The sequence below is a fragment of the Pseudomonas sp. Fl5BN2 genome (genome assembly GCF_009908205.1).
In the GTDB taxonomy this organism is placed as follows: domain Bacteria; phylum Pseudomonadota; class Gammaproteobacteria; order Pseudomonadales; family Pseudomonadaceae; genus Aquipseudomonas.
Genome location: NZ_JAAARL010000001.1, coordinates 180,004 through 199,006, shown reverse-complemented (window position 1 = coordinate 199,006; position 19,003 = coordinate 180,004). Strand labels below are relative to the sequence as shown.

Here is a 19,003-nt window from a genome sequence, read left to right as displayed (position 1 = left end):
TTCAAGCCGCGCAGTATGCGACTAAACGCAGCCTGTACGACAGACCGGAGACGCAGTTAAGCTGATGCTACTTCGTTGGAGCAAACTTTCATGCTGACCCTTGGAAACATCTTGGTGCTGATGCTGCTGGCGACCGGCGGCGCCTGGCTGTGGCACAACCACGGCCTGCGCGAGCGAGCGCTGGCGCGGGTCAAGCAGCACTGCGCCAAACTCGATATCGAGCTGCTGGACGGCAACGTCGCGCTCAAGCGTATTGGTTTCGTCAAGGACGCCAATGGCCGTCGGCGCCTGGCGCGGATCTACAATTTCGAGTTCACCGTGACTGGCGAAACCCGCCACGCCGGGACCATTACCCAGTTCGGTGCCCATAGCGCGCATATCGAACTTGCGCCCTACCCGTTTGAAGCCAAGGAGCCATTGCCCAGCGCCGAAGTGATCGAGCTGAGCCAGTGGCGCGACGAACACCGCAAGTGGCGTAACTGAGATTCGCTGGCAAGCCGGTTCCTGCAATCCTGCGGTTATAGACGGCAGGCAGCCAGGCTGGCTTGCAGCGCAGCAACATCCTGAGCATCACTGAAAATCAATTCCAGGCGTGAATCCCGACGCCACTCACTGGGCAGCCAATTGAATGGCGAATTGTCCAGACCGTTGCCTGAGCGCCAGCCTTCACTGCTGTGGATCACCAGCTTGGCCCGCCGCCAATCGAGATTCTGCAACCAGTGATCGACTCGAGCCAGATCGAACTGCTGGCTCGGATGCCAGCGCCAGCCAATGCTCCAACCTTCTGCCTGGGACTGGCTGAGGCAGATCGGCACCCCCGGATCACTCCAGAGCGCCGCTAGCTGCGCCAATCCCTGGGGCACCGCGAACGGCTCAAGCGCCGTCCCGGCACTGACCTCCAGGCCCGGTAGCTCCGCCAAAGGCAAGGCCGCATGGCGAGTCCAGAACAGGGGAATGTCCGGCAATTGTTCCAGCACGCGCAAGCGATCGCTGTCACTGAGCAGCTCATCCTTGTTCAGCACCAGCAAACCGGCGCTGGACAGAGCCTCCTGCTGCGCCTGGGGCAGCGGCTTGCCGGCGGCCAGGGCCTGGGCGTCCAGCACCAGCACACAGGGCTGCAACGCCAACACCCCCTGCCACGGCGCAACACTCAGTTGCTTGAGCAACTGCGCCGGGTGGCCAAGGCCGGACGGCTCGATGAACAAACGGTCCGGCTTGGCTTTGCGCAACAGGCGCCCCAGGCCCACCTGGAACGGCGCGCCGTTGACGCAGCACAGACAGCCGCCAGCGACTTCGCCGAGGGCGATACCGTCTTCATCCCGGGTCAGCAATGCCGCATCCAGGCCGATCTGGCCAAATTCGTTGATCAGCACCGCCCAGCGCTCATTAGCCGGGCGCTGGCTCAGCAAATGACGAATCAGGCTGGTCTTGCCGGCGCCCAAAGGGCCGGCGATCACGTGAGTGGGGATGTTCTGCAGCATGGGAAGGGGTTCCGAAAGCTTGTGGAGTGATGCTACGCCCTTCCCTCCCGGGGCGAAAATCCGCTAGGCCCGTAGCCGTTGCTGCAGGTTCGGGCCATGTTCGGACAATAGGCACCGGAGGGGCTTTGCGGGCCTCTCGGGCGGGGGCACTTCAGTGCCCGATGGCGGCCTTCGACAGAGGCTCCCGAAAACCCATGGAGGACCAGAGAATGGGAGCAATCAACCCAGCCAATCAAGGGTAAGGATCAACCGACGCTCACCCGGCGCCGGCTGCGGCGAGCGGTGAATCAGGCCGAAGCCTTCGTTGCCGTGCCATTTCTCCCCCTTGAACAGCGCCACTTCGCCGCTGGCGATCTGCTGGATCAACGCCGGATCCAGTGGCTCGGCCTCGGCACGCCCGAGCTGCCGGCGGTCCATCCGCCCTTCGCGCAACCACTGGCTGCCCACGCCGGCATAGGTGGTGATCAGGCGCACCGGTACATGGTCCACGTGAAAGCGCGGGCACATGGCCTTGTCCAGCATCCGCAAGCGCAGCCCCACGCGCTTGGCTCCGAGCAAGCAGGCAAAGGCGCTGACCAACCAGGAAACATCGGCGATAAAGCCGTCATAACCCTGTAAATCACTGAAGCCCGAGGCCAGGCCACGCAGGTTCGGCTCCGAGTCTTCATCCGGCAGCTCCAGGGACAAGGACTCCGCCAACGGTTCGTCCAGGGACAACAGCAGCTCGCCGAAATCCGCGATATGCGCCGGTAGCTGACGCTGCCAGAGGCCGAGGTTTACCTCGTCCTCCAGCACCTGCGCCAGCACCGCCGGGGTTGTGCCAATGGCCGCGCGGCGTGAAATCACAGGCTCGACACTGGGCAGCAACAGCCACCTGGCCGGTGGCTGGTTAACCAGCGGTGTCACTGGGGAGCTCAAGGTCAGCATCAGGCAGCCTCGTCTTCATGCCAGGGTCCGAAGGGGTCGCTCATCAGACTCCAACCCTCGACGCCAAGCGCCATTTCATCGTCGTCCAGCAGGCACAGGTCCAACTCGGCACAAAGCCGGGCGAAGTCGATGTTCTGGCCGATGAACACCAGTTCCTGTCGGCAGTCGCCGGTGGCCGGGGTCCAGTTGTGCATGATCGCCGCAGTGCTTTCCTCGTCCTGGGGCCATTGCTGCTTAGGCACGAAACGCCACCAGCGTCCGGCAAACCCGTGGCGCATCAGACCGCCGGCCTGGGACCAGCTACCAGCCTCCTGATACTTGCTGGCCAGCCAGAAGAAGCCCTTGGAGCGCAGCAGCTTGCCGTTGACCCAGGTCCGGTTGATGAAGTTGAAGAAGCGCTCAGGATGGAACGGCCGTCGCGCCCGGTAGGCGCTGGAAGCGATCCCGTACTCCTCGGTTTCCGGCACGTGCTCGCCACGCAGTTCCTGCAACCAGCCCGGTGCTTGGGCCGCCCGCTCGAAGTCAAAGCGACCGGTGTTGAGGATCTTGGTCAACGGCACCTGCCCCATGACCATGGGGATTATTTCCGCCTGGGCATTGAGGCGCGCCAGGATCGCCATCAGCTCCAGACGCTCGTCGCTGCTGATCAGGTCGATCTTGCTGATGAGGATCACATCGGCAAACTCCACCTGCTCGATCAACAGGTCGCTGATCGAACGCTCGTCTTCCTCTCCCAGGGTTTCACCCCGTGAGGCCAGGCTTTCTGCTGCCTGGTAATCCAGCAGGAAGTTCATACCGTCGACCACGGTGACCATGGTGTCGAGCCGGGCGATATCTGCCAGGCTCTGGCCCGATTCGTCGCGAAAGGTGAAGGTCTCGGCCACCGGCAGCGGCTCGGAAATGCCGGTGGATTCGATCAGCAGGTAATCAAAGCGTCCCTCACCGGCCAGTTTGCCCACTTCTTCCAGCAGGTCCTCGCGCAGGGTGCAACAAATGCAGCCGTTGCTCATTTCCACCAGCTTTTCTTCGGCGCGGTTGAGGCTGACATCACGCTGCACCTCGCTGCCGTCGATGTTGATTTCGCTCATGTCGTTGACGATCACTGCCACCCGCAGGTTATCGCGGTTGCGCAGCACGTGATTGAGCAGGGTGCTTTTACCGGCGCCGAGAAAGCCGGATAGCACGGTAACGGGAAGACGCTGGGTCATCGGTTGATCCTCATCAGGGTCGCGGCTGGGTCAAAACGCCCGTTGGTGGCGTTCGCGCAGCTCTTGGCGTTCTTTGGCTTCAATACACAGGGTGGCGGTAGGCCGCAGCAGCAGACGTTTCAGGCCGATGGCCTCGCCGGTGTCACGGCACCAGCCGTACTCACCACGGGCCAAGTGCTCCAGGGCCTCGTCAATCTTGTCGAGGAGCTTCTTTTCCCGCTCCAGCAGGCGCAGTTGCCACAGCCGCTGTTCTTCGGCGCTGCCGATGTCGGCGGGGTCGCTATGGGCCTCGTGTTCACGCAGTTGGTCGAATTCGGCGGCGATGCGCTCCTGCAGTTCGCTGCGCTGGGCCAGCAGCAAGTCACGAAAGAAGCCCTGCTGGGCATCATTCATGTAGTGCGCGTCGGGTTGGGCGAGAAGATCTTGTTCAGTCATGGCGAGTCACGGTCAGGCTTTGTTTTGATGTTATATTATAACAATGCAAATTAGCCAATCCTCTCTTGCCGCCCACGACGAAGGGCGCGATGCTGCGCCCCTGTCGCCACGAGAATCGCCATGCGCCTTGTCTTGCCCACCCTGCTCTCAAGCCTGTTGCTGTTTGCCGGCCATGCCGTCGCGGCCGTGCCCAGTACCCTGGCCAGTTGCACCCGCAGTGCTACCCTGCTGGCCTGCGTCGATCCCCTGGGCAACGCCTACAGCGTCGCTACCGCCGGCAGCACCACGTACTTGCGCGGGTTCGAGGTGATCGGCAAACGCTATTGGGCGCAAACCAACAGCCGCTACGGACAACTGACCTTCTTCACCGGCCTGGCATCCGACGGCGAGGCCTGGGTGGGTTACAGCCAACGCGTGGGCTGGACCACCCGCAACCGCTTCTCCAGCTCCGGCGGCAGTAGCGCCAAGTTCACCTGCAGCCGCATCACCGGCTGCTAGCCCAGCGCGGCGGCGGAGCAGACTTGCCAGCGAACCAGGCGCCGTAGCCCCCTTGATACAGCCCATTCGCCAGCAAGCCGGCGCCTACACCGAGCCCTTGTTTTTCGACTCCTGGAGCCAGGCCATGTAGCTGTTGGCTGGCGGATTTTTCTCGAAGTAGCGCTGCAGGCCTTTGAATAAACCATCGGCAATTGCCTGCTGATGCCGTGCAGTGACCAGGCGCTGGCTGTCGCGGCTGTTGGAAATGAACCCGGTCTCCACCAGGATCGATGGCACGTCCGGGGACTTGAGCACCGCGAACCCGGCCTGCTCGACGCGTTTCTGGTGCAGGGTGGTGATCCCGGCCAGGCTGTCCAGCACCGTGTTCCCCAGTTGCAGGCTGGCGGCAATGGTGGCGTTCATCGACATGTCGAGGATCACTCCGGCCAGCATCGGGTCCTTGTCCTTGAGGTTGAGCAAACGGGTGGCCCCCAACAGATCGGCGCCGTTTTCCCGCTGGGCCATGAACCGTGCTGTGGCCGAGGTCGCACCACCTTCGGACAGGGTGTACACCGAGGCACCCGAGGCGGTGAGTCGCGGTGCGGCGTCGGCATGCACCGAGATGAACATGTCGGCCTTATGCTTGTGGGCAATCTCCACTCGCTTGCGCAGTGGCACGAAGAAGTCGTCGTTACGCACCAGCTTCACGTCGAAACCCTTCTCGCGCTTGAGTCGCTTGGCCAACAACTGGGCGATGGACAACACCACATCCTTTTCCCGTTCGCCCCTGGCCCCCACCGCACCCGGATCCTTGCCCCCGTGCCCGGGGTCCACCACGACGATGATGTTGCGCTTGGGATGCGATCTATCCACCGACACCTCGGGCTTGACCAGCGGTGCGGCTGCCGCGGCGATCTGCAGCGGCGCCTTGCCAGCGTGGGACAGGTCCAGCACCAGCCGATGCCCCTGCCCGCCCTGGGGCGGCAGGAGAAAACTGTTGAGCCGCACCGGCTCACTCAGATCAAGGACGATCCGCGTATCGCCCTGGCCAAAATGCCCGGAGCGGATCGAACGAATCACCGTATTGGCCAGGGCCAACTGACTGAAGTCGCCACTCAGGCGGGCCCCGCTCAAATCGATGATCAAGCGCTCCGGCGCACTGAGGGTGAAGGTCTTGTACTGCACCGGGCCACTCAGATCGAGCACCAGCCGCAGCTTGTCGGGGTCTTTCCACAACCGGGCATTGCGGATCTGCGCAGCGGAAATACTCCAGGGAAACATCAGGGCCGTACCGGCCAACAGCAGGTTGAGCAATTGACGTCTGTGCATGACAAATACCGCAAATAGGGGAGCGTCCGTACTCACAAGGCAGGCTGAAGAAACGGCGAGGAAAAATTTCCCATCGAACGTATTGTTATAATATAACATGTCGAATTATTTCCTACGACGGACCTGCTCATGAACGCGCTGACTCTGCCGGATATTGCCGCGCAGGCCTCACGCCAAGCCTTGCCTTTGGAATGGGTAGGCATGTGCGGCATTGCCTTACCTGTAGTGATCGACAGTCAGCGGGTCGCGGCCAAAGCCGATGCCGGGGTCAGCCTCGACGACGGCGAAGCGCGCGGTATTCACATGTCGCGCCTGTACCTGGCCCTGGAACTGCTCGAACAGGAAAACCTGACCCCGGCTCTGCTGCGTCAGGTGTTGCGGCGTTTTCTCGACAGCCACCAGGGTTTGGCCCACAGCGCCTACCTGCGCATTCACTTCGACTTGCTGCTCAAACGCCCGGCCCTGGTCAGTCCATTGGCCGGCTGGAAGAGCTATCCCTTATGCATCGAAGCGCGGCTGAAAAACGCGATGTTCCACGTGGAACTAAAGATCGACGTGCCTTATTCCTCAACTTGCCCGTGTTCGGCAGCCCTGTCCCGGCAGTTGATTCAGCAGCAATTCGTCGATGATTTTGCCAATCAGCCGTTGCAGCATGCCGATGTTCTCGCCTGGCTGGGATCGACCCAAGGCATTGTTGCCACGCCCCACAGCCAACGCAGCCATGCCGAACTGCGCTTGCGCCTAGACGATTTCCTCGACGAACTGCCGCTGATTGCGCTGATCAATGACGCTGAAAACGCTCTGGGCACCGCCGTGCAAACCGCAGTCAAACGCGCCGACGAGCAAGCCTTCGCCCTGGCCAACGGACAAAACCTGATGTTCTGCGAAGACGCCGCCCGCCGCTTGAACCTGGCCCTGCGTCGCTCCCCTGGAGTCAACGCCTTCCACTTGCGCGTGGTGCATGCAGAAAGCCTGCACGCCCATGACGCGGTGGCTGAAAGCCGTTGGAACTGGGAGGCTTGATGATCAGTTGCCAAGCATTACGCTGGGGCGCTCCCGGCCAGCCAATGACCCCAGCCTTGGATCTGCACCTGCCCACCGGCAGTTTTAGCGCGATCATCGGCGCCAACGGTTCAGGCAAAAGCAGCCTGTTGAAGGTCCTGGCCGGATTGCAAAAACCGCTGGCCGGCAAAGTCGATCTGGCAGTCCCGCAACGTGGCGGATTGTCATTCCTGCCTCAACAACAACACCTCGACCGGCAGTTCCCCATCAGCTTGGAAGAACTGGTGGCCGGCGGATTCTGGGGCAAGCGTGAACCGACCAGGACCCGGGCGGAAAAGCTGCAGGCCGCACTCGCAGACTGGTGTTTGAGTGGTTTGGAAAAGCGCTCGCTGATGGCGCTCTCCGGCGGTGAATTACAACGTGCGCTGCTGGCTCGCCTGAGCCTGACCGAGGCCTCTCTGTTGCTGCTGGATGAACCCCATGCAGCCCTGGATGAACTGGGCCAGGCCCTGCTCTGGCAACACCTGCATGCCTGGCATGCCCAGGGCCGGACCTTGGTGGTGGTCTGTCATGACTTGGCCGCAGTGCGTCAGCACATCCCCCAGACGCTGCTGATCAAAAGCAGCGGCTGTGTCTTCGGCCCCAGTCGGGAACTGATCGCTCCACAATTCCAGACACAGGTAGCTTGATGCAGATCGCCGCACATCTCTGGCAGCCGTTCAACGAGTTCATGTTCATGCGCCGGGCCTTGCTCGGCGGCCTGGTCCTGGCTTGCAGCACTGCCCCTTTGGGGGTGTTTCTGATCCTGCGCCGCATGAGTTTGATCGGTGATGCAGTAGCCCACGGCATTCTCCCTGGCGCCGCCCTGGGATTTTGGTTTGCTGGCCTGAGCCTACCGGCGCTGACCCTCGGAGGCCTTGGCGCCGGCCTGGGCATGGCGGGCCTGGCCGCCTGGATCACCCGCCGCACCGGCCTGCGGGAAGACGCCAGCATCGCCGCCATCTACCCCATCTCCCTGGCCAGCGGCGTGCTGATTCTTGGGTTGGCCGGCAAACGCCTGGACCTCTTGCACCTGCTGTTCGGCTCCGCCCTGGCGGTGGACGGCCCGACCTTGCAGGGCATGCTCTGGGTCTCAGCCGTCAGCCTGCTGGCCATGACACTGATCTACAAACCGCTGCTGCTGGACACCCTCGACCCGTTGTTCCTGCACAGCGTCAGCCGCCTCGGGCCGTTGGCCCACGGCCTGTTCCTGGCCCTGGTAGTGCTCAACCTGGTGATTGGTTTCCAAGCCATCGGCGCGTTGATGGTGGTGGGGCTGATGATGCTGCCGGCCGCCGCCTCGCGTTTCTGGAGCCGCCGCCTGCCCTTGCTGATGGGCATCGCCGCGCTGCTCGGCTGCCTCTCGGTTTGGCTCGGCCTGCTGCTGTCGTTCCATTACTCACTGCCCAGCGGACCCGCCATCGTGCTGGTGGCGGGCGCTCTGTACCTGCTGTCCGTGGTGTTCGGGCCGGTGCACGGCTTGCTGCACCGCCCACCGTTGCTCACATCCCCATGAGGTGTTTCCCGATGCGCGCTCTACTCGTGCTGTTCAGCCTGCTGTTGCCGCTGTCGCTGTCGACCGCCCAAGCCGCAGACAAGCTTGCCGTGGTCACCAGTTTCAGCATCCTCGCCGACATGACCCGCCAGGTCGGTGGTGAGCACGTGCAGATCACCAACCTGGTGGGCGCCGACGAAGACGCCCACACCTACGAACCAAGTCCGGATGACGCCAAGGCCCTGCTCAAGGCCCGGCTGATCATCAAGAACGGCCTGGGCTTCGAGCCCTGGCTGGATCGCCTGGTGGCCAGTACCGCCACCAAGACTGCGCTGATCACTGCCAGCCGCGGGGTGATTCCACGGACCCTGGAGGAAGACGGCGAAAGCATTCCCGACCCTCACGCCTGGCACAACCTGGCCAACAGCGAACTCTATGTGAACAACATCACCAAGGCGCTGATCGCAGCCGACCCGGCCCACCAGGCCGACTACCAGCGCAACAGCCAGGCTTACCTGAAACAGATCTATCACCTGCTGGCCGAAGCCAAGGCCAAGCTCGGCTCGTTGCCCCCTGGCAACCGCAAGATCGTCACCTCCCACGATGCCTTCGGCTACCTGGGCCAAGCCTACGGTATCGACTTCATGGCGCCCCAGGGCTTGTCCACCGAGCGTGAGCCATCGGCCGCCGAAGTCGCGGCGCTGATCACCCAGATCCGCAACGCCAAGGTCAAGGCAGTGTTCATGGAGAACATCAAGGACGCACGCCTGCTCAAGCAGATCGCCGAAGAAAGCGGTGCCCATATCGGTGGCACCTTGTACTCCGACGCCCTCTCGGCCAGCGGCCCGGCCAGCACCTTCACCGGGCTGTTCGAATACAACCTCAATACCTTGTACGAGGCCTTGAGCCAGCCATGATCCGACGCCCGCCGCTATCGATGCTGGACCTGGAAAGCGCCGCCATCGGTAGCCGCTGGCCACTGACGGCCGTGCTCGATGCCCTGCCCTGGAACAGCGATGGGCTGATCGCCGCCATCGCCCAGCAACACGACAGCGGCGAGGTGCTGATGCTGGCCTGGATGAACCGCCGGGCCCTGGCCGAAACCCTGGCCAGCGGCCAGGCCTGCTACTGGTCGCGTTCGCGCCAGTGCCTGTGGCGCAAGGGTGAAAGCTCCGGGAACCGGCAGCGCCTGGTCGAAGCGCGCCTGGACTGCGATGGCGATGCCGTGTTGCTGCAAGTCGACCAGTACGGCCCTGCCTGCCACACCGGCCGCCCCAACTGTTTCTACAACGCCATTCGCGATGGCGCGGTGGAAGTCATCAGTTCCCCCATGAAGGACCCGCGCCATGATTCGTAAAAACCCTTCCGGTGACCTGCCGGTAATCGCCGAATCCGCTTACGTAGACAAGACCGCAATCATCTGCGGCAAGGTGGTCATCGGCGACAACGTTTTCGTCGGCCCCTACGCGGTGATCCGCGCTGACGAGGTGGACGCCTCCGGGCAGATGGAAGCTATCACCATTGGCGCCAACTCGAACATCCAGGACGGCGTGGTAATCCACTCCAAATCCGGCGCAGCGGTAACCATCGGCCAACACACTTCCATCGCCCACCGCTCCATCGTCCACGGCCCCTGCGTGGTCGGCGACCGAGTGTTCATCGGTTTCAACAGCGTGCTGTTCAACTGCGTAGTCGGCGACGGCAGCGTGGTCCGGCACAACTCGGTGGTGGACGGCCGCGATTTGCCCAAGGGTTTCTATGTGCCCTCCACCACCCGGATCGGCCCTAAGACCGACCTCGGCCAATTCCCTCCGGTGAGCGTCAGCGCATCGGAGTTTTCCGAAGACGTGGCCCGCACCAACGTCGACCTGATCCGCGGCTACAAGGCCCTGCAGAACGAGTTTTAAGCATGAGTCGAATCCTCATTCGCAATGCCCGCCTGGTCAATGAAGAGCGCGTGTTCGACGCCGACCTGCTGGTGCACAACGGCCGTATCGAAACCATTGGCAGCCTCGATCACCTCAGCGCCGAATTGGAAATCGATGCCCAGGGCCAGTGGCTGCTGCCGGGAATGATCGACGACCAAGTGCATTTTCGTGATCCCGGGGCGCCGGAAAAAGGCAGCCTGTACAGCGAGTCGCGGGCAGCGGTGGCCGGTGGCATCACCAGTTTCATGGACATGCCCAACACCTCGCCGGCGACCCTGACCCTGGACGCCCTCAACGACAAGAAGCGCCGCGCGGCGGTCGCCTCAGTGGCCAACTACGGCTTTCACTTTGGCGTCAGCAACGACAACCTCGACACCATCGCCGCCCTCGACCCCACCCAGGTAGCCGGGGTCAAAGTGTTCATGGGAGCCTCCACCGGCAACATGCTGGTAGACGATCCTCTGGTACTGGATCGGTTGTTTCGCCAAGTACCCACCATCCTCCTGGCCCACTGCGAACACACCCCGAGCATCCAGGCCAGGCAACAGCGCTGGCAGCAACTCTATGGCGAGCAGATTCCCGCCGCCGCCCACCCGCGGATCCGTGATGCCGAGGCCTGCTACCGCTCCTCGTCCCAGGCCGTGGAACTGGCGAAGCAACACGGCACCCGCCTGCACGTCCTGCACCTGACCAGCGCCCGGGAACTGGCGCTGTTCGAGGACCGGCCCCTGGCCGAGAAACGCATCACTGCCGAAGTCTGCCTGCACCACCTGCTGTTCGATGAACGCGACTACTCGCGCCTTGGCCACCTGATCAAATGCAACCCGGCGATCAAGACCCAGGCCGATCGCGATGCCCTGCGCCAGGCCCTGAACAGCCATCGCCTGGACGTCATCGGCACCGACCACGCGCCCCACACCTGGGAGCAGAAGCAGTTGCCCTACACCCGCGCACCTTCCGGCCTGCCGCTGGTGCAACACGCGTTGCCGGCGCTGCTGGAACTGGTGGCGGATCAGCTACTGCCCCTGACCACCCTGGTGGCCAAGACCAGCCACCGAGTGGCCGATCTGTTCGCGATTCCCGACCGCGGCTACCTGCGCGAAGGCTACTGGGCCGATCTGGTGCTGATCCGCGCCGAGCCTGAAGGCATGGCCGTGGACAGCCAGCCGATCCTCGCCCACTGCGGCTGGACACCCTTCGCCGGCCAACGCTTGCGCCATAGCGTCAGCACCACCCTGGTATCGGGCCAGCTCGCCTGGCACCAGGGCCGCCTGTACGACGACTGCCAGGGCCTGCCCCTGCGCTTCAACCGCTAACCCCACACGCCTTACCAAGGACCACTGAAGATGATCCGCATCACCCTGCCTAATGGCTCGTGCCGTGAGTACGACCAGCCGTTGTCCGTGTTCGAGGTGGCCGCCAGCATCGGCAGCGGCCTGGCCAAAGTCGCCGTAGCCGGGCACGTCGATGGCCGTTTGGTGGACTGCGACTATCTGCTGGAAACGGATGCCAACCTGAGCATCGTTACCGCCCGCGATCCGCAAGGGCTGGAGGTGCTGCGCCACTCCTGTGCCCACTTGTTGGCGATGGCGGTGAAACAGCTGTATCCCTCGGCGCAGGTCGCCATCGGGCCGGTGATCGAAGACGGCTTTTTCTATGACTTTGCCTACGAGCGCCCTTTCACTCCCGAAGACCTGAGCCTGATCGAAGCGCGTATGACCAGTCTCGCCGCCACCAATCATTCGCTGCGCCGTCGAGAGCTGTCCCGCGAGCATGCGTTGGAATACTTCAGCGCTCTGGGCGAGGACTACAAGGTCGAGTTGATCCGCGACCTGCCGCCGGACGCTGTGCTGTCGCTGTACCGCCAGGGGGACTTCGAGGACCTGTGCCGCGGCCCTCACGTTCGCTCCACCGGGTTACTGCGAGCCTTCAAATTGACCAAGGTGGCCGGTGCCTACTGGCGTGGCGACGCCAACAACGCGCCGCTGCAGCGGATCTACGGCACCTGCTGGGCCAACCGCCAGGATCTGGACGCCTATCTGGCCCGCCTGGAACAGGCGGCCAAGCGCGACCACCGCAAGCTGGGGCAACAACTGGACCTGTTCCATTTCGACGACTGCGCACCGGGCTCAGTGTTCTGGCACGCCAAGGGCTGGACCCTGTTCCAGCAACTGATCGGCTACATGCGCCGGCGCCAGGAACAGGCCGGCTACGAAGAAGTGAACACCCCGGACGTGATGGACCGCTGCCTCTGGGAAACCTCCGGCCACTGGCAGAACTACCGCGACCACATGTTCACCACCAGCACCGAGGACCAGCGCACCTTCGCCCTCAAGCCGATGAACTGCCCAGGCGCGGTAGCGATCTTCGGCCACCGCCTGAAGAGCTACCGCGACCTGCCGCTGCGTATCGCCGAGTTCGGCAAGGTCCACCGCTACGAACCGTCAGGTGCCCTGCACGGCCTGCTCCGGGTGCGTCACTTCACCCAGGACGACGCCCACATCTTCTGCACCCCGGAACAGATGCAAGGCGAATGCGCCAGCACCATCGCCCTGGTGTTCGATATCTACAAGGAGTTCGGTTTTGCCGAGGTGGCGGTAAAGCTCTCTACCCGCCCGGCCAACCGCATCGGCAGTGACGAAGTCTGGGACCAATTGGAAAACGCTCTGATCGGCGCCCTGCAGAGCATGCAGGTCGACTATCGGCTCAACCCGGGAGAAGGCGCCTTCTACGGCCCAAAGCTGGAGTTCGTGCTGCGGGACGCAATCGGGCGCGACTGGCAGTGCGGCACCCTGCAAGTCGACCTCAACTTGCCCGAGCGCTTCGCCATCAGCTACATCAGCGACAGCGGCGAACGTCGGCAACCGGTGATGCTGCACCGCGCACTGTTCGGCTCCCTGGAGCGCTTTATCGGCATCCTCATCGAACACTATGGCGGCGCCCTGCCCCTATGGCTGGCCCCGCAACAGGTGGTGGTGCTGAACATCAGCGAAGCCCAGGCGGATTATGCCCGGGAAGTCCGCGACACCCTGCGCCAACACGGACTGCGGGCCAGTGCCGACCTGCGCAACGAAAAGATCGGCTACAAGATCCGCGAGCACAGCCTGCAGAAAGTACCGTACCTGCTGGTGATCGGAGACAAGGAAAAGCAAGGAGGCTACGTCAGCCTGCGCAGTAGGAACGGCGAGGACCTGGGCCGCCTGACGCTGGAGCAGGCCCTGGCCCGTATCGTGTAGCCGCTTATGAGGCGCGAGGTTTTACCGTGCCGCAGTCCTGTCCCAGCCACACCGCACGGGTGTCCATGCTGCCGTTCTGCTGTAGGCCGGTGGCATTGAAGGTGCCGATCACATGGGTGGTGAACTCGCGATCACTGATGAACTTGGCCACCCCATTGCCCTGGGCTTTGGGGCAACTGAAGCGAAACTTCCACTGATTGCCGTTGCGCTCGGTGATTTGCTGCTGGCAACCCGATTGCGGGTCCTGCAGCGGAATGGTGTCGGACTGCACCTGGGCCTGGGTCAGGCACGCGCGGATGCCCTTGCCACCCATGGTCACGCCCTGCTTCTCCAACATCGCCCGCTGCTCCGGGGTCATTTGCTGCTGCAACTGGCCAAGAATCAACGACAGGTCCGGCAGGTTCTGGTCCTCGATCTTCATGTTGCTGCTGGTCAGCTCCCACAACCCCGGCTGCAGCATCTGCGCCTGCGCAACCACCGGAAGCGCCAGCCCCGCAGCCAAGGCCCAACCCAGTAAATGAAGTTTCATCGAATGACTCCTAGACAATAGTGGCCGTTAGACTTCGGCCAGGGCTCGGTGTTGCATACAGAATAAAATAGCGACTTTCGCTATAGAACATGGTCTTTTAGGGTGTGAATCTTCAGGAGCAAGGTTGCCCCATGGATTATTTCGGCCCGCACATCTTCGGCTATATCATCGCACTGCTGCATTCTCTCGGACTGATCGCCGCCATCCATGCGGTGCTTACAGTCAGGACCGCCCAAGGCGCCATCGCCTGGGCCCTGTCGTTGATGTTCATGCCGTACCTGACCCTGGTGCCCTATCTGGTATTCGGCCGCAGTACCTTCGACGCCTATATCCAGGCGCGGCGCCAGGCCAACGTGGAAATGCACAAGGCCATCAATGCCCTGAACTGGCGCCCCTGGGTCGAAGAAGCCCTGACTGCCCGGGCCTCCAAGGCCTATGCCTCACTGCGCGCCATGCCCAAGCTCGGACGCATGCCCTGCCTGGCCAACAATCAGGTGCGCCTGCTGGTCAACGGCGACGCCACCTTCGAGGCGATCTTCAACGCCATCCGCCGCTCCCACAAGGCCGTGCTGATCCAGTTCTTCATCATTCACGACGACGACCTGGGCCGACGCCTGCAACGCCTGCTACTGGAGAAAGCCGCCGAAGGGGTATCGATCCACCTGCTCTACGACCGCATCGGCAGTCATTCCCTGCCCAACAGTTATGTACAGACACTGCGCGACGCCGGAGTCCAGGTCCACGCCTTCGCCACCCGCAGCGGCTGGCTCAACCGTTTCCAGGTGAACTTCCGCAATCACCGCAAGATCGTGGTAGTGGACGGCGTGCTGGGTTTTGTCGGCGGGCACAACGTCGGCGACGAATACCTGGGCAAGAAACCACCGCTGGCGCCCTGGCGCGACACCCATATCCAGGTCGCTGGCCCGGTGGTGGCCTGCCTGCAGGAATCCTTCGCCGAAGACTGGTTCTGGGCTGCACGGGAGTTGCCACCGCTGATCCTTCCGGACACTTATCCGGATGACGGCGTGCTCTGCCAATTGCTCGCCAGCGGCCCGGCCGATGCCTACGAAACCTGCTCGCTGTTCTTCGTCGAGGCGATCCACGCGGCCACCGAGCGGGTCTGGATCACCAGCCCGTACTTCATCCCCGACGAAGCCGTGTTCGCCGCTCTGCGCCTGGCGGTGCTACGGGATGTGGACGTGCGCATCCTGCTGCCGGCGCGCCCGGATCACCGCATCGTCTATGCCGCCTCCAGCCTGTTCGCCTTCGAGGCAGTCAATGCCGGGGTGCGGGTGTTCCGTTACCAGCCGGGGTTCTTGCACCAGAAGGTGGTGCTGATCGACAACGAGATCAGCGCCATTGGCAGTGCCAACCTGGACAACCGGTCGTTCCGCTTGAACTTCGAAGTGATGCTGCTGACCGTGGACGACGACTTCGCCACTGAGGTGGAGCAGATGCTGGAAGCCGACTTCGCCAAAGCGCGGGAAATCGCCAAGGAAGAAAGCCGCCAGACCCACCGCCTGCAACAACTGGGCATGCGGGTCGCGCGGCTGATTTCTCCGATTCTGTGAATGCCAGCGTCAAGGATTGTAGAGATCGTCGCGGGTCCAGGGCAATTCATGGCTGCCATCGGCATGGGGTTTGACCGCGAGGATCTGGTGCAGGTTGATCCAGCCCTTGGCGAACGCATAGGCGCAACCCGCCAGGTACAACCGCCAGATCCGTAATGCTTGCTGTGGAACCTGTTGGGCGGCGGCCTCGAGATTGTCTTCCAGGCGCTCGCTCCAGTGGTCCAGGGTGCGGGCGTAATGCATCCGCAGGCTCTCGACATCGACGATTTCCAGCCCGACCTCGCTGATCTGCGCCGAGATCATCGACAGGTGCGGCAGCTCACCGTTGGGGAATACGTAACGCTCGATGAAATCCCCCGCACCGCGGCCAACAGGTCGTCCGTCGATGTGCTTGGCAGTGATCCCGTGGTTCATCACCAGCCCACCCTCGCGCACCGCCTTGAACAGGGTCTGGCAATACTCCGGCAGATTGGCGTGGCCGACATGCTCGAACATACCGACGCTGACCACCTTGTCGAAGCGGCCATCCTGGGGCAGGTCGCGATAGTCCAACAGCTGCAACTCCACCAGATCGTCCAGGCCTTCGGCACTCACCCGCTCACGGGCCAGGGCCAGTTGTTCCTTGCTCAAGGTAATGCCGAACACCTTGGCGCCAAACTCACGGGCAGCGTAGCGAGCCAGCCCGCCCCAACCGCAACCGACATCCAGCAGATAGTCCCCCGGTTGCAGGCGCAGCTTGCGGCACAGGTGGCGGAATTTGGCTTGCTGGGCTTGTTCCAGGGATTCGCTGCCGGTCTCGAAGTAGGCACAGGAATAGGCCATGTCACTGTCGAGCCAGAGCTGATAGAAAGCGTTGGACAGGTCGTAATGGTAGGAAATGGCGGCGGCGTCAGTGGCTTTGTCGTGCTGTGAACGCACCGGCTGATTGTCCTCACCGTCCTCCAGCAAGGCTTGGCTCAGTTCATCGCAGACCCGGATGACTTCGCTGATGGAGCCTTCGAGCTCCAGCTTGCCTTCGACAAACGCGCCCCCCAGGGCGTCGAGGCTGGGGTGGGTGAATTGCGCCACCAATTGCGGGTCCTTGACCACAATAGTGACGTTGGGGTCCGGCCCCAGATTGAACTCATGACCGTCCCAGAGCCGCAGGCGCAAGGGCAATTGCAGATTCTGTAAGGCCGGTGGAAGTTGCACGAGCATGGAAAATCCCCCTTGTTTCAGACGTCTGAAATGAGGGTAGACCATCCTAGAAAACTAGCTGGCTATCGATCTGATAGCGGTTTTCTATGATTCGCTGCGCATAACCAGGCCGTCTTCGACCCACTGTTTCAGCCAGGTAACCGCCTGCAGCGGGGCCCCCTCGGCATAAATGACGGCCAGTTCGGCGCAGAGCTCCGCAAAATTCCAACGCTCTTCAATCATGCCTTTCAATGCCCATGTCTCCTCGGTCGACAGGCTGCGATAGCGACAGACTCGTTCCACTCGCCAGACCAGACAAAGCTGCTCTTCGTCGAGCAAGGCACTGGCGGGGAAATCCGCCTGGTCCTTGACCGCTCGCCACTGGGCCACACTGTTGTAGCGACAGCCGAGCCACTGCACACAAGGCGCCAGCCCCAGTTGCAGCAACGGCCATTCCTCGGCATCCAGGGTCGCCATGGTCGACACCGTCAGTACCTCAGCCTCGACGGCGTCGAATGCCAGGGTAAAGGCCCACTCCAATCGCGCCAGTTCCGCCAGGGGTGCGCCCTGCTCCGCCACCAGATGACCGAGGATGAACTCGGCAAACCCCTGCCCCAGCCAACGCAGGCTGAAATGCCGGGACGGCGATTGACGTATGTAAGCGGCGGCCAGGGCTTCAAACTCTTCATCCCCGAGCCAATACAAAATCGCCGGGAAGTCCGTGACCATGACCTCCAGCAGCCGCGCCTGATAAGCGTTGTGATAAATCGCCAGGCCGGTGCCGACATCCAGGGTCGGGCCGCCGATCAGGCTGTCGCCCAACACTGCGCCCGCCTGGGGCTGGACTCCCAACAGATAGGCCTCAAAGGTCAATTGCCAGTCGTTCAGGCGCATTGCTGTCTCCCGGCCAGGGTCTGCCGGCCCAGGTCACGCGCCTTGTGCAATTCGGCGAGCAACTCGTCCAGGGGCGGAAAATGATCATCACGCTCCAGTAGGGTCGCCACGGGTCCCAGGTGTTCGAGTGTCCTCTGATACAACTCCCAGACCGGATCGCACACTGGATGGTCATGGGTGTCGATCACATAGTCGCCATAGTCCTGGTGCCCAGCCAAATGCAGTTGCCGCACTCGCTGAGCCGGCAAGCCCTGGATGAACTGCCAGGGATCGAAACCATGATTGCGCGAACTGACGTAGACATTGTTTACGTCCAGCAACAGCTCACAGCCGCTGAGTTGGCTCAAGGCGGCAAGAAACTCCCACTCGCTGAACTGATCCGCCGCTGCACGCACATAGCTGGAAACGTTCTCCAACACCAGCGGACGCTCCAGCAACTCCTGCACCTGGCGCACCCGGTCCGCCACGTAATGCAGGCTTTCCTCGGTGTAGGGCAATGGCAGCAGGTCGTGCAACTGATGGGCGTTGCCACGGCTCCAGCACAGATGATCGGAAATCCATGCCGGGCCAACCCGCTTGGCCAGTTGCTTGAGCTGGCTCAGGTAATCCCGATCCAGGGCATGGGGGCCGCCAATCGACAGCGACACTCCGTGCATCACGATCGGATAACGCTCGGCGATGGCGTCCAGGTAATACAGGGCCTTGCCGCCCTGGACCATGAAGTTCTCGGACACCACTTCGAACCAGTCGATGTCCGGTGCTTCATCGAGAATCTGCTGATAGTAGGCACTGCGCAAACCCAGGCCGTAGCCCAGGCTTGAAGGGAAATCAGACATCGTGAACTCCTTGCAAAGTGGCCGCAGCGGTCGTCAGTCCACTGCGGCAGCACTCGATCGCCGCTTACTCGCCGACTTTGCCGCCTGCTTTGTCGCACGCCGCCTGAGTCATGGCCTTGAAACCCTGACCTTTGCAGGCGCCCATGCCTTTACAGGCATGGTCTTTAGTCTTGCAGTCGTTCTGGCCTTTGCAAGCGTTGACGCCGTAACAATGAACTTGGGCATCAGCGGCCGACGCTTGAGTGACAACACCAGCAAACATAGTGGCGGCAGCGAAAGCCAAGGCGGCGCCGGCAACGGTTTTTTTCATGTTCATTTTTATTTCCTCAATAGTCGCAGGGGGTTGGCGGGACGCTTGTTCAATCCCGTCCTAGCACTAGAGAGAGGAGGACTCCCGGCGTTACAGCCGGGATGAAAAAAAACTGCAGGCGAGCAACCGA

21 protein-coding genes are annotated in these 19,003 nt (G+C 62.4%); 11 read left to right on the top strand and 10 right to left on the bottom strand.

Going from position 1 to position 19,003, the window contains the following annotated elements; translation table 11 throughout:
* The first annotated feature begins 90 nt into the window (after nucleotides 1–90).
* Nucleotides 91–483, top strand: a complete 393-nt coding sequence (locus GV819_RS01005) for a DUF3301 domain-containing protein (protein ID WP_161752641.1) — start codon at nucleotides 91–93, stop codon at nucleotides 481–483.
* A gap of 35 nt (nucleotides 484–518) precedes the next feature.
* Here the strand turns inward: GV819_RS01005 and GV819_RS01000 are convergent, their stop codons facing one another.
* The 4 genes from GV819_RS01000 to dksA all read right to left on the bottom strand — a co-directional run bounded on the left by GV819_RS01000 (nucleotide 519) and on the right by dksA (nucleotide 4,051).
* The gene (locus GV819_RS01000) at nucleotides 519–1,481 is read right to left on the bottom strand and encodes a CobW family GTP-binding protein (protein WP_161752639.1); all 963 of its coding nucleotides are present in this window, start codon (nucleotides 1,479–1,481) and stop codon (nucleotides 519–521) included.
* 219 nt (nucleotides 1,482–1,700) lie between these two features.
* On the bottom strand, nucleotides 1,701–2,408 hold the full coding sequence (locus GV819_RS00995; protein ID WP_161752637.1) for a DUF1826 domain-containing protein: 708 nt from the start codon (nucleotides 2,406–2,408) through the stop codon (nucleotides 1,701–1,703).
* Nucleotides 2,408–3,616, bottom strand: coding sequence for a zinc metallochaperone GTPase ZigA (zigA, locus tag GV819_RS00990; RefSeq protein WP_161752635.1), 1,209 nt, complete (start codon nucleotides 3,614–3,616; stop codon nucleotides 2,408–2,410). Before zigA ends, GV819_RS00995 begins: the two co-directional genes overlap by 1 nt.
* A 30-nt stretch (nucleotides 3,617–3,646) precedes the next feature.
* The gene (gene dksA, locus GV819_RS00985; protein WP_161752633.1) at nucleotides 3,647–4,051 is read right to left on the bottom strand and encodes an RNA polymerase-binding protein DksA; all 405 of its coding nucleotides are present in this window, start codon (nucleotides 4,049–4,051) and stop codon (nucleotides 3,647–3,649) included.
* Between the two features lie 120 nt (nucleotides 4,052–4,171).
* Between dksA and GV819_RS00980 the strand changes: the two genes are divergently transcribed.
* Entirely contained in the window at nucleotides 4,172–4,549 is a 378-nt protein-coding gene (locus GV819_RS00980; protein WP_161752631.1) for a glutamine synthetase, read from the top strand.
* A gap of 84 nt (nucleotides 4,550–4,633) precedes the next feature.
* Here GV819_RS00980 and GV819_RS00975 read toward each other — a convergent pair whose 3' ends face one another.
* Nucleotides 4,634–5,857: an N-acetylmuramoyl-L-alanine amidase gene (locus GV819_RS00975; protein WP_161752629.1), complete on the bottom strand. Its 1,224-nt coding sequence runs from the start codon at nucleotides 5,855–5,857 to the stop codon at nucleotides 4,634–4,636.
* Nucleotides 5,858–5,986: 129 nt separating this feature from the next.
* Between GV819_RS00975 and folE2 the strand changes: the two genes are divergently transcribed.
* The 8 genes from folE2 to thrS are packed head-to-tail and all read left to right on the top strand — an operon-like array spanning nucleotide 5,987 to nucleotide 13,557.
* Entirely contained in the window at nucleotides 5,987–6,880 is an 894-nt protein-coding gene (gene folE2 / locus GV819_RS00970) for a GTP cyclohydrolase FolE2 (RefSeq protein ID WP_161752627.1), read from the top strand.
* Nucleotides 6,880–7,548, top strand: coding sequence for a metal ABC transporter ATP-binding protein (locus tag GV819_RS00965; protein WP_161752625.1), 669 nt, complete (start codon nucleotides 6,880–6,882; stop codon nucleotides 7,546–7,548). The genes folE2 and GV819_RS00965 overlap by 1 nt, the downstream gene beginning before the upstream one ends.
* Complete coding sequence (locus GV819_RS00960) at nucleotides 7,548–8,414, top strand: metal ABC transporter permease (protein ID WP_161752623.1); 867 nt, start codon at nucleotides 7,548–7,550, stop codon at nucleotides 8,412–8,414. The genes GV819_RS00965 and GV819_RS00960 overlap by 1 nt, the downstream gene beginning before the upstream one ends.
* 11 nt (nucleotides 8,415–8,425) lie before the next feature.
* Nucleotides 8,426–9,310, top strand: a complete 885-nt coding sequence (locus GV819_RS00955) for a metal ABC transporter substrate-binding protein (RefSeq protein WP_161752621.1) — start codon at nucleotides 8,426–8,428, stop codon at nucleotides 9,308–9,310.
* Nucleotides 9,307–9,750 (top strand): phosphoribosyl-AMP cyclohydrolase, encoded by a 444-nt coding sequence (gene hisI / locus GV819_RS00950; RefSeq protein ID WP_161752619.1) that lies wholly within the window; start codon nucleotides 9,307–9,309, stop codon nucleotides 9,748–9,750. The genes GV819_RS00955 and hisI overlap by 4 nt, the downstream gene beginning before the upstream one ends.
* Nucleotides 9,740–10,300 (top strand): carbonate dehydratase, encoded by a 561-nt coding sequence (locus GV819_RS00945; RefSeq protein ID WP_161752617.1) that lies wholly within the window; start codon nucleotides 9,740–9,742, stop codon nucleotides 10,298–10,300. The genes hisI and GV819_RS00945 overlap by 11 nt, the downstream gene beginning before the upstream one ends.
* A 2-nt stretch (nucleotides 10,301–10,302) precedes the next feature.
* A complete protein-coding gene (locus GV819_RS00940; RefSeq protein WP_161752615.1) occupies nucleotides 10,303–11,637 on the top strand; it encodes a dihydroorotase in 1,335 nt (444 codons plus the stop codon).
* Nucleotides 11,638–11,667: 30 nt separating this feature from the next.
* Entirely contained in the window at nucleotides 11,668–13,557 is a 1,890-nt protein-coding gene (gene thrS / locus GV819_RS00935) for a threonine--tRNA ligase (protein WP_161752613.1), read from the top strand.
* 4 nt (nucleotides 13,558–13,561) lie between these two features.
* Here thrS and GV819_RS00930 read toward each other — a convergent pair whose 3' ends face one another.
* A complete protein-coding gene (locus GV819_RS00930; protein WP_161752611.1) occupies nucleotides 13,562–14,086 on the bottom strand; it encodes a DUF3617 domain-containing protein in 525 nt (174 codons plus the stop codon).
* Nucleotides 14,087–14,217: 131 nt separating this feature from the next.
* On the opposite strand from GV819_RS00930, the gene cls reads away from it, so the two are divergent.
* Nucleotides 14,218–15,657, top strand: coding sequence for a cardiolipin synthase (gene cls, locus GV819_RS00925; protein ID WP_161752609.1), 1,440 nt, complete (start codon nucleotides 14,218–14,220; stop codon nucleotides 15,655–15,657).
* Nucleotides 15,658–15,666: 9 nt separating this feature from the next.
* On the opposite strand, the gene cfaB is transcribed toward cls, so the two are convergent.
* The 4 genes from cfaB to bufA2 all read right to left on the bottom strand — a co-directional run bounded on the left by cfaB (nucleotide 15,667) and on the right by bufA2 (nucleotide 18,879).
* A complete protein-coding gene (gene cfaB, locus GV819_RS00920; RefSeq protein WP_161752607.1) occupies nucleotides 15,667–16,854 on the bottom strand; it encodes a C17 cyclopropane fatty acid synthase CfaB in 1,188 nt (395 codons plus the stop codon).
* 84 nt (nucleotides 16,855–16,938) lie between these two features.
* Nucleotides 16,939–17,727: an HvfC/BufC N-terminal domain-containing protein gene (locus tag GV819_RS00915; protein WP_161752605.1), complete on the bottom strand. Its 789-nt coding sequence runs from the start codon at nucleotides 17,725–17,727 to the stop codon at nucleotides 16,939–16,941.
* Nucleotides 17,718–18,563, bottom strand: a complete 846-nt coding sequence (gene bufB / locus GV819_RS00910; protein WP_161752603.1) for an MNIO family bufferin maturase — start codon at nucleotides 18,561–18,563, stop codon at nucleotides 17,718–17,720. Before bufB ends, GV819_RS00915 begins: the two co-directional genes overlap by 10 nt.
* A 64-nt stretch (nucleotides 18,564–18,627) precedes the next feature.
* Nucleotides 18,628–18,879 carry a BufA2 family periplasmic bufferin-type metallophore gene (gene bufA2 / locus GV819_RS00905; protein WP_161752601.1) on the bottom strand — a complete coding sequence of 84 codons (252 nt, stop codon included), beginning with the start codon at nucleotides 18,877–18,879 and terminating at the stop codon, nucleotides 18,628–18,630.
* Nucleotides 18,880–19,003 lie beyond the last annotated feature (124 nt).

Bases quoted from the DNA above. Each gene is read 5' to 3' on its own strand.
- GV819_RS01005 (WP_161752641.1), top strand. From the start codon at position 91: ATGCTGACCCTTGGAAACATCTTGGTGCTGATGCTGCTGGCGACCGGC.
- GV819_RS01000 (WP_161752639.1), bottom strand. From the start codon at position 1,481: ATGCTGCAGAACATCCCCACTCACGTGATCGCCGGCCCTTTGGGCGCC.
- GV819_RS00995 (WP_161752637.1), bottom strand. From the start codon at position 2,408: ATGCTGACCTTGAGCTCCCCAGTGACACCGCTGGTTAACCAGCCACCG.
- zigA (WP_161752635.1), bottom strand. From the start codon at position 3,616: ATGACCCAGCGTCTTCCCGTTACCGTGCTATCCGGCTTTCTCGGCGCC.
- dksA (WP_161752633.1), bottom strand. From the start codon at position 4,051: ATGACTGAACAAGATCTTCTCGCCCAACCCGACGCGCACTACATGAAT.
- GV819_RS00980 (WP_161752631.1), top strand. From the start codon at position 4,172: ATGCGCCTTGTCTTGCCCACCCTGCTCTCAAGCCTGTTGCTGTTTGCC.
- GV819_RS00975 (WP_161752629.1), bottom strand. From the start codon at position 5,857: ATGCACAGACGTCAATTGCTCAACCTGCTGTTGGCCGGTACGGCCCTG.
- folE2 (WP_161752627.1), top strand. From the start codon at position 5,987: ATGAACGCGCTGACTCTGCCGGATATTGCCGCGCAGGCCTCACGCCAA.
- GV819_RS00965 (WP_161752625.1), top strand. From the start codon at position 6,880: ATGATCAGTTGCCAAGCATTACGCTGGGGCGCTCCCGGCCAGCCAATG.
- GV819_RS00960 (WP_161752623.1), top strand. From the start codon at position 7,548: ATGCAGATCGCCGCACATCTCTGGCAGCCGTTCAACGAGTTCATGTTC.
- GV819_RS00955 (WP_161752621.1), top strand. From the start codon at position 8,426: ATGCGCGCTCTACTCGTGCTGTTCAGCCTGCTGTTGCCGCTGTCGCTG.
- hisI (WP_161752619.1), top strand. From the start codon at position 9,307: ATGATCCGACGCCCGCCGCTATCGATGCTGGACCTGGAAAGCGCCGCC.
- GV819_RS00945 (WP_161752617.1), top strand. From the start codon at position 9,740: ATGATTCGTAAAAACCCTTCCGGTGACCTGCCGGTAATCGCCGAATCC.
- GV819_RS00940 (WP_161752615.1), top strand. From the start codon at position 10,303: ATGAGTCGAATCCTCATTCGCAATGCCCGCCTGGTCAATGAAGAGCGC.
- thrS (WP_161752613.1), top strand. From the start codon at position 11,668: ATGATCCGCATCACCCTGCCTAATGGCTCGTGCCGTGAGTACGACCAG.
- GV819_RS00930 (WP_161752611.1), bottom strand. From the start codon at position 14,086: ATGAAACTTCATTTACTGGGTTGGGCCTTGGCTGCGGGGCTGGCGCTT.
- cls (WP_161752609.1), top strand. From the start codon at position 14,218: ATGGATTATTTCGGCCCGCACATCTTCGGCTATATCATCGCACTGCTG.
- cfaB (WP_161752607.1), bottom strand. From the start codon at position 16,854: ATGCTCGTGCAACTTCCACCGGCCTTACAGAATCTGCAATTGCCCTTG.
- GV819_RS00915 (WP_161752605.1), bottom strand. From the start codon at position 17,727: ATGCGCCTGAACGACTGGCAATTGACCTTTGAGGCCTATCTGTTGGGA.
- bufB (WP_161752603.1), bottom strand. From the start codon at position 18,563: ATGTCTGATTTCCCTTCAAGCCTGGGCTACGGCCTGGGTTTGCGCAGT.
- bufA2 (WP_161752601.1), bottom strand. From the start codon at position 18,879: ATGAACATGAAAAAAACCGTTGCCGGCGCCGCCTTGGCTTTCGCTGCC.